12 protein-coding genes are annotated in these 13663 nt (G+C 52.3%); 10 read left to right on the forward strand and 2 right to left on the reverse strand.

The features are described from left to right. Window positions 1-145 precede the first annotated feature (145 nt). Together ACAW87_RS10630 and ACAW87_RS10635 are read right to left on the reverse strand one after the other, a co-directional pair. A complete protein-coding gene (locus ACAW87_RS10630; protein ID WP_370723359.1) occupies window positions 146-1111 on the reverse strand; it encodes an electron transfer flavoprotein subunit alpha/FixB family protein in 966 nt (321 codons plus the stop codon). Window positions 1112-1226: 115 nt separating this feature from the next. Beyond that, window positions 1227-1964, reverse strand: coding sequence for an electron transfer flavoprotein subunit beta/FixA family protein (locus ACAW87_RS10635; RefSeq protein WP_370723360.1), 738 nt, complete (start codon window positions 1962-1964; stop codon window positions 1227-1229). A gap of 172 nt (window positions 1965-2136) precedes the next feature. Between ACAW87_RS10635 and ACAW87_RS10640 the strand changes: the two genes are divergently transcribed. The 10 genes from ACAW87_RS10640 to ACAW87_RS10685 all read left to right on the forward strand — a co-directional run bounded on the left by ACAW87_RS10640 (window position 2137) and on the right by ACAW87_RS10685 (window position 13632). Continuing rightward, on the forward strand, window positions 2137-2466 hold the full coding sequence (locus tag ACAW87_RS10640; protein WP_370723361.1) for a tetratricopeptide repeat protein: 330 nt from the start codon (window positions 2137-2139) through the stop codon (window positions 2464-2466). 159 nt (window positions 2467-2625) lie between these two features. Then, a complete protein-coding gene (locus ACAW87_RS10645; RefSeq protein ID WP_370723362.1) occupies window positions 2626-3720 on the forward strand; it encodes a catalase family protein in 1095 nt (364 codons plus the stop codon). A gap of 122 nt (window positions 3721-3842) precedes the next feature. Then, window positions 3843-6140, forward strand: coding sequence for an FdhF/YdeP family oxidoreductase (locus ACAW87_RS10650; RefSeq protein WP_370723363.1), 2298 nt, complete (start codon window positions 3843-3845; stop codon window positions 6138-6140). Window positions 6141-6239: 99 nt separating this feature from the next. Further along, window positions 6240-7340, forward strand: coding sequence for a mandelate racemase/muconate lactonizing enzyme family protein (locus ACAW87_RS10655; RefSeq protein ID WP_370723364.1), 1101 nt, complete (start codon window positions 6240-6242; stop codon window positions 7338-7340). A 100-nt stretch (window positions 7341-7440) separates the two neighbouring features. Then, window positions 7441-8004 (forward strand): GNAT family N-acetyltransferase, encoded by a 564-nt coding sequence (locus ACAW87_RS10660; protein ID WP_370723365.1) that lies wholly within the window; start codon window positions 7441-7443, stop codon window positions 8002-8004. A gap of 26 nt (window positions 8005-8030) precedes the next feature. Next, window positions 8031-9314, forward strand: a complete 1284-nt coding sequence (locus ACAW87_RS10665; protein ID WP_370723366.1) for a serine hydrolase domain-containing protein — start codon at window positions 8031-8033, stop codon at window positions 9312-9314. Between the two features lie 241 nt (window positions 9315-9555). Next, window positions 9556-10809, forward strand: a complete 1254-nt coding sequence (locus ACAW87_RS10670; protein WP_370723367.1) for a dicarboxylate/amino acid:cation symporter — start codon at window positions 9556-9558, stop codon at window positions 10807-10809. Between the two features lie 21 nt (window positions 10810-10830). Next, window positions 10831-11343 (forward strand): CPBP family intramembrane glutamic endopeptidase, encoded by a 513-nt coding sequence (locus ACAW87_RS10675; RefSeq protein ID WP_370723368.1) that lies wholly within the window; start codon window positions 10831-10833, stop codon window positions 11341-11343. A gap of 86 nt (window positions 11344-11429) precedes the next feature. Next, on the forward strand, window positions 11430-13067 hold the full coding sequence (locus ACAW87_RS10680; RefSeq protein ID WP_370723369.1) for an ABC-F family ATP-binding cassette domain-containing protein: 1638 nt from the start codon (window positions 11430-11432) through the stop codon (window positions 13065-13067). A gap of 118 nt (window positions 13068-13185) precedes the next feature. Further along, window positions 13186-13632, forward strand: a complete 447-nt coding sequence (locus ACAW87_RS10685) for a peptidylprolyl isomerase (protein ID WP_370723370.1) — start codon at window positions 13186-13188, stop codon at window positions 13630-13632. Window positions 13633-13663 lie beyond the last annotated feature (31 nt).

The raw sequence follows: 13663 nt of genomic DNA on the forward strand, positions 1-13663 counted from the left end.
ACGCACTATATGAACGTTTTGTTGCGGGTACTATTGGCTAAGTATAAATAACAAAAAGGGCACTCCCGCCAGATTAACTGGTAGAAGTGCCCTTTAATTAATACAACTGGTTGATAACCAGAAGCGAAATGAGTGAGCTTTAAGGCTAATTTAATGCCTGAACGGCTTTCGTTAGCTTAGGTAATATGTCAAATACGTCGCCAACGATACCATAGTCAGCCGATTTGAAGAAGGGGGCGTCAGGGTCTTTATTGATGACCACGATTACCTTCGACGAGTTTACACCCGCCAAGTGCTGAATGGCCCCCGAAATACCCGCTGCGATATACAGATTGGGACTAACCTTGATACCCGTCTGACCAACGTGCTCATGGTGAGGCCGCCAATCCAGATCAGATACTGGTTTTGAACAGGCAGTAGCCGCGTGCAATGCTTTGGCCAGCTCTTCAACGATACCCCAGTTTTCGGGCCCTTTCAAACCACGACCTGCAGACACGACCAGATCAGCTTCGGGCAACAGAATGTCGCCGGTGGCTTTTTCAGTATTGGTCACTTTCAGCACAAAATCGCTGTCGGCCACGGTTGGAGCGAAAGCTTCTACGCTGGCTGTGGCGTCGGTTTCTTCGGGCGAAATCGTGTTCTTCTTGATAGCCAGAATTTTTACGTCAGCTTTAAGCTCGTTATAAGCAAACGCTTTACCGGTGTAGATGCTGGTTTTTACGCGGAAACCGTTGCTCAAATCGGGCAGATCGATCACATTCGGTGCCAGACCGGCTTTCAGCTTGCCAGCCAGGCGGGCAGCCATGGCATCGCCCAGCGACGATTTGGCCAGCACAACCACTTTGGCACCTTCCTGCTGAGCGGCAGCGGCCACTACCGAAGCGTAGGCCATGCCGTTTACTTCGTTCAGCTTACCATCGGCAGCGTGCAGCACTTTCGTGGCACCGAACCTACCCGCCGTAGCGAGTTCGCTCTGATCGGCAGCGCCAATAACAACGGCCGTTGCCGACGTACCCAGCATATCGGCTACTTTCGAGCCGTAAAAAATGGCCTCCTGTGAGGACTTTTTGAGCTTCCCTTCGTCGAGTTCAGCAAAGATTAGGACAGACATGTTCAGTTGGCAGTTATCAGTGAACAGTTATCAATTATCAGTAAACAGTTATCATCATTGCTACAAGACGCAGATTGGCAACGCTGATAACTGATAGCTGATAATTGATAACTGATTAAATTACTTTCGCTTCGGTGCGGAGGAGCGTGATGAGCGTTTCGGCTTCGTCGGCGGGGATCATTTTTACGCTGCCACGGGGGGCTGGCATTTCGTAGCTGGCCACGGCCGTTAGCGAATCCTGACCGGCGGGCTGAACAATTTTCAGCGGTTTGGTCCGGGCTGTCATGATGCCGCGCATGTTCGGTATTTTCCACTCGGCAATGGGCTCCTGGCAACCGAGTACCAGCGGCAACTGCGCTTCGATATCTTCTTTACCCCCTTCAATTTCGCGTGTCATTTTGGCGGTAGTGCCCTCGATGTCGAGCTTCATCACGGGAGAGATTGAGGGAATACCCAGCATTTCGCCCACGATTCCGTGTACTTGTCCGCCATTGTAATCGATCGACTCGCGGCCCATCAGAATCAGGTCGTATTGTGTTTCCCTGGCTACGGCGGCAATTTGTTCGGCTACAAAATACGCGTCGATTGGCTCGGCATTGACCCGAATGGCATCATCGGCCCCAATGGCCAGACACTTACGAATCACCGGTTCGGCGTCGGCTTCGCCAACATTGAAAACAGTTACCGATGCACCGAGTTTTTCCTTTAGTTCAACCGCCCGGGCCAGCGCATAGTCGTCGTATGGACCGGTGATGAACTGTACACCCGCTTTGTTAAACTTGGTGTTGTTATCGGTGAACGTAATTTTGGTCGTTGTGTCGGGTACGCTCGTGACACACACTAAGATTTTCATAAAGAGAAGACGGTTTAAGGTTTAATGTCCAACGTCTAACGTTGACTGTAGTCTCGCCTGTTCTTTGGCAGCGCAACATTAGACGTTGAGCTTTAAACATTGGACTTTTCATTGCAAAATTACACACGAACTCTTAAATGGTATGCATGCATACTACTTTTCTTACTAACTCATGAATCAGGAACGTATCCAACAACTCCTTCAGTTTGTCCAAGATGAACCCGGCGAACCCTTTAATGTTTATGCGCTCGGCATGGAATATCTGTCGGAGAACCCCAGTCAGGCCCAGCATTATTTCGAACGGCTATTAGCCGATCATCCGCAATACCTGCCTACGTATTATCACGCTGCTCAACTTTACGTTGATCTGGGCAACCGCGCCAAAGCCGCCGAACTCTACGATTTCGGCCTTTTGCTGGCTAAGCAACAGAACAACGTGAAGACCTTCGATGAGCTAAACCGTGCCTTCCGCTCCTTTAAAGACGATGAGGACGACTTGTAGATCATGATCTCAGGTACGTTGCTTGTGCGCCTTGGCTGGTTGTTATCCTTATACCCGGTGTCTGCATCAGGATAGGGTAGTTTCATCTCTGTCCTTTGTAGCGGGAAATAAAACATTGAGGGTCTCGTCAGGTTTGTCCTAAAACGAAAAAACAGACCAATGAACCAAGCCCCTAACCAGTTCAAGCCATTGCCATACAGCCCTTCGTATGAACAACCGGCGCCCGACGAAGCCGAAACCATCCAGGAGATCATTGACACAATGGCGGAGATTCAGCAGAAAACCTATAAGTCGCAGGGCCATGCCATACGGAGTGTGCACGCCAAAAGTCATGCGCTGCTGAAAGGTGAACTGCAGGTGTACGACAACCTGCCTCCCTACCTGGCACAGGGTCTTTTTGCCAAACCCGGTACGTACCCAATTATAGCCCGCATTTCCACGCAGCCGGGCGATGTGTTGCCCGATAGTGTATCAACGCCCCGTGGTATTTCCTTCAAGGTGTCGGGTGTGGAAGGTGAACACCTGCCGGGTTCGGATGAGCAGGATACGCAGGATTTCATTCTGGTGAACAGCCCTGTTTTTCCGAAAAAGCTAAAAGAATTCCTGAGCGGTTTAAAGCAATTCGATGCCCTGACCAACAAAGCCGAAGGCTTCAAAGAAGGGCTTTCCAAGGTGCTGCGGGCTGCCGGTGAAGTGGTTGAAAAAGTTACCGGCTCCGACGCGGGTGTAATGGCCGGTATGGGCGGGCAGCTTGCTACGCACCCAATGGGCGACACGTATTACTCGCAAGTGGCTTTTTTATACGGTGATTACATGGCTAAGTTTTCTCTGAAGCCTGTAACTTCCAACCTGACTTCGCTTAAAGACAAACCTATCGACATTGACAGCGACGATTACGCTCTACGCCACTTGTTGCAGGAGTTTTTTGCCGGTAATGGTGGCGAGTGGGAGCTGGGCGTGCAGCTCTCGACCGACATTGAAAAAATGCCGGTGGAGGATGCCTCAGTAGAATGGCCGGAAGACGAGAGTCCCTACCTCACCGTTGGCAAGGTTACCATATCGCCCCAGATAGGTTGGTCGGATGAAAAATCGGCGGTGGTAGATGACAAGATGTATTTCAGCCCCTGGCATGGGCTGGCCGCTCACCGTCCGCTGGGCGTCATTCAGCGGGCACGTCAGGCGACCTATAAAGCATCAGCCGATTTCCGCCGGAACATGTACGGTAAATCAGCAAACCCGGCAGATGTGAAGTAAGGCTTCGTGCTTACTCAGTGTAGCACGTTCTACAGAAGGTCAACCGCCAGAAGGTTCATTGAGTAACCTTCTGGCGGTTGTGCGTGTCTGTCAGACAATCACCAGTTTCTCGTAAAAAACGTATGGATAAGAATACCCCACCGGAAGAGTTTACTGGTGATCTGGAACTAGGCAAACCCAAAACTGAGGCCGCCGGTATGACGGCCATTGCCAAATCGTTTGAGCATGTGTTGCGCGGCACGGGCGTTGCTCGTGGCTGGAAGGCGCTTGTCAATCTGAATCAGAAAGACGGATTCGACTGTCCTTCCTGCGCCTGGCCCGATCCTGATGGGGATCGCTCGGCTATTGCTGAGTACTGCGAGAGCGGCGCCAAAGCGGTTGCCGATGAGGTCATGACCAAACATACAGCTTCGCCCGTGCTGTTTCAACGGTACTCGGTGGCTGATCTGCTGGAAAAAAGCGACCTCTGGTTAGGGCAGCAAGGTCGGTTAACAAAGCCCATGATCCTCAAGCCCGGCGCTACGCATTACGTACCGATCGAGTGGACCGACGCCTTTCAGCTCATGGCCGATCAGCTTAACGCGCTCGACTCACCGAACGAAGCCATTTTCTACACGTCGGGCCGCACCAGCAATGAAGCCGCTTACCTCTACCAGCTCTTTGTGAAGATGTTCGGGACCAATAACATGCCCGACTGTTCCAACATGTGCCACGAGTCGACCACCGTTGCCTTGACGGAGACGCTCGGATTGGGGAAAGCAACGGTGACGTACGAGGATTATGAAGCCGCCGACGTAGTGATGATCATGGGGCAGAATCCGGGCACGACGGCTCCCCGAATGCTGACGCCAATGGAGAAGATGAAACGGAACGGCGGGAAGATCATCTCCGTTAACCCGTTGCACGAAGCAGGACTGCTGGCGTTCAAATACCCGCAAAGTCCGCGCGATATGCTGTTGGGCGGCGAAAAGCTGACCGACGTATTTCTGCAGGTACGTATCAACTCCGACCTGGCGTTGCTGAAGGCTATGTGTAAGCTGTTGCTCGAGGAGGAGAAGAAAGCACCGGGAAAGGTGCTCGATCAGCATTTTATTGATACGTACACATCGGGCTACGAGGACTTCGTAAAAAGCCTCGATCATTTCGACCTTAATGATCTGGCTGCTCAGTGCGGACTAACGGTGGCGCAGATTCAGGAAGCCGTTGATCTGTTTAAATACACGCCCAAACTGGTGATCGTCTGGGCGATGGGGTTGACGCAGCATAAAAACGGCGTTGCCACTATCAGCGAACTCATTAATCTACTGCTGCTGAAAGGGAGTATCGGTATCAAAGGGGGAGGCGCCAGTCCCATTCGCGGGCACAGCAACGTACAGGGCGACCGAACGATGGGTATTTACGAGAAACCAAAACCTGAACTGTCGGAGGCGCTGGAAAAGGAATTCAAGTTTACCCCGCCCCACGAGCATGGTTACGATGCCGTGGCCGCTGTGAAAGCCATGCACGAAGGAAAAGCCAAGGTCTTCTTCGGGATGGGAGGGAATTTCGCGATGGCCATATCCGACACGAATTACACGGGCGAGGCACTTCGGCGGTGTAAGCTGACCGTGCACGTATCGACTAAGCTAAACCGCAGCCACCTGATTCACGGCGAAACGGCGTTGATTCTACCCTGTCTGGGCCGTACTGATGAGGATGTGCAGGCAACCGGGCCGCAGTTTGTTAGTTGCGAAAGCACTACCGGCGTAGTGGCACAGTCGCACGGGATAGTGGAGGCAGTTTCCCCCCATCTGAAAAGCGAGGTGGCCATTGTAGCAGGCTTGGCTAAAGCCACGCTGAATGGGAGGTCGACCGTAGATTGGGATAGTCTGGTGGCCGATTATGACCGGATCCGGGACCTGATCGCTAAAACCGTCGACGGCTTTGACGGCTACAACGAAAAGGTGCGCAAGCCGGGCGGGTTCTACATTCCCAACGGCCCCCGCCAACGGGACTTCGCCAAAACCAGTGACGGGAAAGCGCAGTTTACGGTCAACGTACCTGCGCGCCATGAGCTGCAAACGGGTAGCATGCTGTTGATGACCATCCGCAGTCAGGATCAATTCAACACAACCGTTTACGCCAGTGACGATCGCTATCGGGGTGTTTATAATGAACGCCGGGTGGTCTTTATGCATGCCGACGACATGGCCAATCTGGGTTTACAGGAAAAACAGGTGGTTGATATGCACAGCACCTATGATGGCGTGACCCGCACCGCCCATCGATTCATTGTGGTGCCCTACGATATTCCGCGTGGTTGCGTAGCCGCCTATTATCCGGAAACAAACGTGCTTGTGCCCATCGACCAAATGGCTGAAAAGAGCAACACGCCTATATCCAAATCGATTGTAGTCACGATGACGCCGACAACCGAGTGAAAGAGTGAATTGCGAAAGAGTGAACGTACTAAATGACGAATCTGGCTCTATTGATTCACTCTTTCGCAATTCACTCTTTCACTCTTTAGCTTTGCGCCTATGAAGATCACCGGCGTAACGCTCTACCAGTACAACATTCCGCTGAAGGCACCCATTGCCATCTCGCTCGGCACCATCGATGCGGCGCGCAACATTCTCGTCTGTATTGAGACCGATGCCGGTCTGACGGGCTGGGGCGAAGGGTCGCCGTTCTGGATGATCGTAGGCGAAACGCAGGCGTCGGGCATGGCAGCGGCGCAGGACATGGCTCGTCTGTTGATTGGTCGTGATTCGTTAGCGATTGAGGCGTGCCTACAAGCTATTCTGCGGTATCTGCCCGGCCACCCCACCACGCGCTCGGCCTTCGATATGGCCCTGTATGATCTGGCTGCCAAAGCCGCCAACATGCCGCTCTACCAGTTTCTGGGTGGCGCCAATCGGACATTGGTTACCGATGAAACGATCTACATCAATGACCCCGAACGCATGGCTGAAGATGCCCGCCGTATTGAAGCCAATGGGGGAGAGGCGATCAAAGTAAAAGTAGGCACCACTGCCCAGGCCGACCTCGACCGGCTGGCTATGATTCGACAAGTGATTCGGTACGAAACGCCGATCCGTCTTGACGCCAATCAGGGCTGGGACGTACCTACGGCCCGGGCGGTGCTAAGCAAACTAGGCGACTGGAACGTAGAATATTGCGAGCAGCCCATTCTGAAAAGCAACGTACCTGGCCTTCGGTTGCTGCGGCAACAAACCAACGTACCTATCATGGCCGACGAATCGGTCTTCGACGCCGTTGATGCCATCCGTCTCGTGCGCGAAGAGGCCGTTGATTACCTGAATATCAAACTTTCAAAAAGCGGCGGTATCTACGAAGCGCTGAAGATCAACGCCGTGGCCGAAGCCGCCAACATGGCCTGTATGATCGGTTGCATGTCGGAGTCGAGGCTGGCGCTGACGGCAAACGCGCATTTCGCTTCCGCCCGCCAGAATATTCGTTTCTGCGACCTGGATGCCTGTTTCGAGCATGCCGAAGACCCGGTACTGGGCGGCATTGTCTACGACGGCTACCAAATTACCATTCCCGACGTACCGGGCATCGGCGCTGAAGTTGACCCGGTATTTTTGGCGAATTGCGCTTCCGTTCGCGTTGAGTAGCCTGTAGCACCGAAACGGTCCGCCGCTGCGGCTCCAGCTTCGGTAGTTTAAGCCTGTCAATCACTACCGAAGCTGGAGCTTCGGTGCTACTTTCCACCGTATGCCCATCTCTATCACCACCACACAAACCGACGACGATCTCCGCGGACTATTGGCTCTGCAACAACGCAACCAGGTACGTAACCTCACGCCCGAACAGCAGCGGGAGCAGGGCTTCGTCACGCTCACCTATACGCTGGATCAGATGCGACGGATGCACGAAGCCGCCCCGACCGTTATTGCCAAAGACGGCGATGAAGTCGTAGCCTACGCTATTACCACCGTACCCGAAGTCAGGGCCGACGTGCCTGAACTGGCGACGCTGTTCAGTCTCTTCGACACGTTGATGTACGAGGGGAAGTTACTGTCGACGTACCCATACTACGTCGTTGGGCAAGTCTGCGTCGATGCGCGTTACCGGGGGCAGGGAATTTTCGACGCGTTGTATGCCCATCACAAAGAATTGTATCAGCACCGTTTCCAGCTGTTTATTACCGACATCTCGGCTCGGAATACCCGCTCGTTGCGCGCGCATGAACGGGTAGGATTCAAATCAATCCATTCTTTCCATGAACCCGACGCCAATGAAATTTGGGAAGTCGTGGTCTGGGATTTTCTAAAATAGTAATACGCTTTGCTGCTATTTCCTGAATGAAAAAAACGCTTTATCTCTGTTTGCTTTCCACGTCGTTGCTTGCTCAGCGAGCAACATCGCCTTCTTCTATACCGAATCAGTTTACGTTTCATGCAAATTCCGAAAAGCAGGGCTTCTCGCCCGAACGATTAAAACGAGTTGATGCGTTTTTGCAGGGTTTCATCGATCAGGGGCTTGCTCCGAATGCGGTGGCTATGATTGTCCGAAACGGCGAAGTCGTACTACACAAAGCGTATGGCTACAGTAATCTGGAGAAGAAAACACCCGCGCGAACAACCGACATCTACAGAATTGCGTCGCAAACGAAAGCCATCACGACTACAACGCTGATGACCCTGTTCGAGGAGGGTAAATTCATGCTCGACGAGCCAATCTCGAAGTACATTCCCGCCTTTAAGAACCCGGTTGTGCTGGTAAAGTACACCAAAAGCGACCCTAAAAAAGGGGCTTATGAAACGCGCCCGGCTAAGTCAGAAATCACGATTCGTCAATTGCTGTGTCATAACGCAGGTATACCCTATGAACACCCGCTCGATCAACGACCCGAGTTTAAGATCCCATTTTTTGGGTCTAAAGACCCTGACAAGCTAGAAGACGTCGTGAATAAACTGGCCAAACGTCCGCTGGTGAAAGACCCTGGCGATGGGTTCACGTACGGCCTGAATACCGATATTATTGGTCGGCTCGTCGAGATCCTGTCGGGTGAGCCGCTCGATGTTGCCATGCGCAAACGCGTGCTGGAACCGCTGGGTATGAACGACACGCATTTCTACTTGCCACCCGGTCAGGCGGGGCGTCTGGTGGAGCTGTACGCCAAAAACGCTGATGGCCCGCTGGCGTTAAATGCTAATGATACGTATCGGACCTTCGCTGTTTCGGGGGCAAAAACATACTTTTCTGGTGGGGCCGGTCTGGTCGGTACTGTCGAAGATTACGCCAAATTCTGTCAGCTATTCCTGAACGGAGGCACGTTCAATGGCAGGCGAATCCTGGCCCGGAAAACTGTTGACATGATGCTCCGCAACCAGATAGGCGAGGCAAACGTATGGGATCGGCAGGATAAGTACGGGCTTGGTTTTCAACTCATCACAGCGAATAGCCATTACGGCGATCAGGCTACACCGGGGTCGTTTACCTGGGGTGGCATGTACTGTTCAGAGTTCACTGTTGACCCCGCCGAAAACCTGATCATGCTGGTCTATACCAACGTACACCCCTACGCGCATTACGGCGATTTCGTCCGTAAGTTTAGGGTTGCCGTATATCAGGCCTTGGAGTAGCCATTTTGTAATCTGGCCGGGAAGGGGCATTTTTAATCTTTAATTGCCTTTGCTGTTGCTTTCGCGTGGCCCTTCGACAGGCTCAGGGTGACAGGAATCATCACTCTATTCAGGCTAACACGCTTGAGTGGGCTTGTCACCCTGAGCCTGTCGAAGGGCCATGCGAAAGCAATGGCAACACACTCAGCAACGAATTCAACTCAGTAAGCCCACCAAGAACCCGTCGATTTTTACACTTCTTATGAAACTAAATATTACAACGAAAATCGTCATTGGCTTTGTGCTTGGCGTTCTGATTGGTCAGATTCTACACAGCAGCTACGACGTGGCTACCGCCGAAGCCATCGGCCAGAAGTTTCAGGTAGTCAGCAAAGTCTTCCTGAAGCTGATCAAGATGATCATTGGGCCACTCGTTTTCTCGACGCTGGTAGTGGGCATTGCCAAGCTGGGTGATTTTAAAGTAGTGGGCCGGATTGGCATTAAAACGCTGGGCTATTTCTATTTCGCCACCATTCTCTCCCTGATCATTGGGCTGGTCGTGGTTAATATTACTAAACCCGGCAGTATTCAAAGCTGGCCGCGCCCGGCGGCAGGTACGTCGATCGGTGTGGAAGGCAAAAAACTCAACTCGATTGAAGAGTTCATCCTTCACATCTTCCCCGACTCAGCTTTCCGGGCTCTGGCCGAGAATGAAATCCTGCAAATCGTGGTGTTCTCGCTGTTCTTCGGTGTGGCGCTCGGTGCCATTGGTGACAAAGGCAAGTCGATCACCAAAGCGCTTGACGCCCTGAGCGAGCTGGTCTTTAAAATGGTTGGGTACGTGATGCAACTGGCTCCGTTCGCCGTGTTGGGGGCTATGGCCGCCGTAGTGGCGTCGAAAGGCCTAAGCATTCTGGCGTCGTATGCCTACCTGTTGCTGTGCTTCTACGGCGGGTTGCTGTTCTTCATCTTCGTGGTGCTGTTCGCCATCTGTGCCGTGATGAAAATTCCGTTCTTCCGACTGTTGAAAGCCATGAAAGCGCCACTGCTGTTATCCTTCAGCACAGCATCCTCAGAAGCGTCTCTGCCACAACAGATCAAGGTGCTGGAGAATTTTGGTATCTCAAACCGGATCATTGGCTTCGTACTACCGTTGGGCTATTCGTTCAACCTCGATGGCTCCATGATGTATATGACTTTCGCTACGGGATTCATTGCGCAGGCCTACGGTATTCCCCTGAGCCTCAATCAGCAGATTTTCATGCTCCTGACCTTGATGATCACCTCGAAAGGCATCGCCGGTGTACCCCGCGCTTCGCTGGTCGTCATTGCCGGTACGCTGGCCCAATTTAACCTCCCCGTCGAAGGGCTGGCGCTCATCCTGGGCATCGACCCCTTCCTGGATATGGGCCGCTCAGCTACGTCCGTAATGGGTAACGCCGTTGCTACCACCGTAGTAGCCAAGTGGGAAGGCGAACTCGACCTCAACCACGTACCTGTGCTGGAAACGGAGTAACCCTAACCTTGGCAACATAATGTGAATAGAAAACCTAATAGGCTTCGCCGATTATTCCTGAAGTGGAACAGGTATTTTCTGAAAAAGCCGTTTTGGGTTAATCTATTTATGTTCTATGGGCTTTCTTACGCGTTTCTGATTGCCTGGTTGCCTGTGTTTTATCTGGTTGAAACCCTGACAGGTAAGCCCCGCGGAGGACCAGATATTTCCAGCGATAGTAGTTGGATTATCTTTCTCTTTGCTGTTGTCTTTGTGCCTTTAGTTGAAACCTTACTCAATCAGACGCTTGTGTTTGTCATTGGCCGATACGCTAAGCTGAAAGAGGGGTGGATCATCCTGTTGTCAGCGGTAGCTTTTGCGTCGACGCACCAATACAGTCCTTCTTACATTCTGTCTGGTTTTGCTATGGGGCTGGTATTTGCCTACCAATACCATCTGTATCGATCTAACTCAGGACAGGCGTTCTGGTCGGTCACCATCGTTCATGCCATGCACAACGCTACGAGCTGTCTGCTGTTTTATTTGCTCGACTGAAGTCCGTGGTACGTACGGGGTATGGCCTGTTACTCCCAACTAAATTCCGTACCTTTGCGGCTTAATTTCAGCCACAACGAACGCGAATGATATCAGTATCGAACGTCTCGCTGCGCTACGGCAAGCGGGTACTCTTTGACGACGTTAACATAAAATTTATACCCGGTAACTGCTATGGCGTCATTGGAGCCAACGGAGCCGGTAAATCAACGTTCCTGAAAATCCTGTCGGGCGAAATTGAGCCACAGACGGGTCAGGTAACGATGGGCCCCGGCGAGCGGATGTCGGTGTTGAACCAGGATCAGTTTGCTTTTGACGAATTTCCCGTGCTGCAAACGGTGATCATGGGCAACAAACGCCTGTATGAGATCATGCAGGAGAAAGACGAGCTCTACGCCAAAACCGAATTTACCGACGCCGATGGCGAACGCGCCGGGGTGCTGGAGTCAGAGTTTGCCGAGATGAACGGCTGGGATGCCGAGTCAGACGCCGCTTCGCTGCTGTCGGGTCTGGGCATTACTGAAGACCTGCACTACACGCAGATGGCCGACCTAAACGCCTCTGAAAAAGTGCGCGTGCTGTTGGCGCAGGCCCTTTTCGGTGATCCGGATATTCTGCTCCTCGACGAACCGACCAACAACCTTGACGTTGAATCGGCTATCTGGCTCGAAGGCTTCCTGGCCAACTTTAAGAACACGGTGATCGTGGTTTCCCATGACCGCCACTTCCTCGATCAGGTCTGTACGCACATTGTTGATATCGACTTCTCGAAGGTGAAGCAGTATGCTGGTAACTACACGTTCTGGTACGAGTCAAGCCAATTGGCCCTTCGTCAACGGCAGGATCAGAACAAGAAAACCGAAGACAAGCGGAAGGAGTTAGAAGAGTTTATCCGTCGTTTCTCGGCCAACGCTTCGAAGTCGAAACAGGCTACGAGCCGCCAGAAACTGCTGGAAAAACTCACTATTGAAGACATCGCGTATTCTTCGCGGAAATATCCATACATCCATTTCCGCCCTGAACGTGAACCGGGTGACCAGATTTTGACGGTCGAAAACCTCTCGTATACGGGTGAAGACGGGCAGAAACTGTTCAGCAATGTATCGTTTTCGATGAACCGGAACGATAAGGTGTTCCTCTACAGTCGCGACAGTTTGGCCGTTACAGCGTTGCTCGATGTGCTATCTGGAACCAAGCAGCCCGACACAGGTACGTTCAAGTGGGGGGTGACCATCACGAACGCTTATTTTCCGAATGATACCGGGCGTGACGCTTATTTCCAGGCTAGTGACGATCTGAACTTGGTTGACTGGCTACGTCAGTATTCGGTAGAGAAAGACGAATCGTTCATCCGGGGTTTCCTGGGTCGGATGCTGTTCTCGGGTGAAGAATCGCTGAAGAAAGCGTCTGTATTGTCGGGGGGCGAGAAAGTACGTTGTATGCTGTCGCGGATGATGCTGTCGGGTGCCAACGCGCTGATGCTCGACGAGCCAACCAACCACCTGGACCTGGAATCGATCGAAGCAGAAAACCGTGGCCTGATCGAATTCAAAGGTCCGGTGTTGTTCTCCTCACATGACCATCAGTTCGTACAGACCATCGCCACCCGCGTGATCGAACTCTCGCCAACCGGCATGCTTGACAAGCTGATGACCTACGACGAATTCATTGCCGACCCGCGTGTGAAACAGCAGCGGGAAGAATTATATAAACAAATTGCATAAACTAAAAATGGTTTGTGGTTCATAGTCTGTGGTTTGTGGTTGCGCTGCAACTGGTTCGATTGGTAACCTAGCAGCGCAACCACAAACCACAGATTACGAACCACAAACTTTATTTCCAATGAAAGCTCTAATGAACACCGATCGTGGTACAATGACGATCGAATTTTTTGAGAAAGATGCACCGGGTACGGTGGCTAACTTCGTAAAACTTGCCAAGTCTGGTTTTTACGACGGTGTTGTATTCCACCGCGTGATCCCCAACTTTATGATTCAGGGTGGTGATCCAACCGGTACCGGTTCGGGTGGCCCCGGCTACAGCATTCCCTGCGAGCTGAACGGCGACAACCAATACCACGATCGCGGCGTGCTGAGCATGGCGCACCGTGGTCGCAATACGGGCGGTTCACAGTTCTTTATCTGTCACAATCGCCAGAACACGGCTCACCTCGACCGGAACCATACGGTATTCGGTAAAGTGACCGACGGCATCGACCTCGTTGACCAGATCAAGCAGGGTGATAAAATTCAGTCGATCACTATTGCGGAAGAAGAAGCGGCGGCCTAAGCTGTAGACGTACCTACAAAAAAGCCTCGTC

Origin of the sequence: Fibrella aquatica (assembly GCF_041321135.1) — a bacterium.
Classification (GTDB): Bacteria; Bacteroidota; Bacteroidia; order Cytophagales; family Spirosomataceae; genus Fibrella; species Fibrella aquatica.

Coding starts and splice junctions, on each gene's coding strand:
- ACAW87_RS10630 (WP_370723359.1), bottom strand. CDS start 1,111: ATGTCTGTCCTAATCTTTGCTGAACTCGACGAAGGGAAGCTCAAAAAG.
- ACAW87_RS10635 (WP_370723360.1), bottom strand. CDS start 1,964: ATGAAAATCTTAGTGTGTGTCACGAGCGTACCCGACACAACGACCAAA.
- ACAW87_RS10640 (WP_370723361.1), top strand. CDS start 2,137: ATGAATCAGGAACGTATCCAACAACTCCTTCAGTTTGTCCAAGATGAA.
- ACAW87_RS10645 (WP_370723362.1), top strand. CDS start 2,626: ATGAACCAAGCCCCTAACCAGTTCAAGCCATTGCCATACAGCCCTTCG.
- ACAW87_RS10650 (WP_370723363.1), top strand. CDS start 3,843: ATGGATAAGAATACCCCACCGGAAGAGTTTACTGGTGATCTGGAACTA.
- ACAW87_RS10655 (WP_370723364.1), top strand. CDS start 6,240: ATGAAGATCACCGGCGTAACGCTCTACCAGTACAACATTCCGCTGAAG.
- ACAW87_RS10660 (WP_370723365.1), top strand. CDS start 7,441: ATGCCCATCTCTATCACCACCACACAAACCGACGACGATCTCCGCGGA.
- ACAW87_RS10665 (WP_370723366.1), top strand. CDS start 8,031: ATGAAAAAAACGCTTTATCTCTGTTTGCTTTCCACGTCGTTGCTTGCT.
- ACAW87_RS10670 (WP_370723367.1), top strand. CDS start 9,556: ATGAAACTAAATATTACAACGAAAATCGTCATTGGCTTTGTGCTTGGC.
- ACAW87_RS10680 (WP_370723369.1), top strand. CDS start 11,430: ATGATATCAGTATCGAACGTCTCGCTGCGCTACGGCAAGCGGGTACTC.
- ACAW87_RS10685 (WP_370723370.1), top strand. CDS start 13,186: ATGAAAGCTCTAATGAACACCGATCGTGGTACAATGACGATCGAATTT.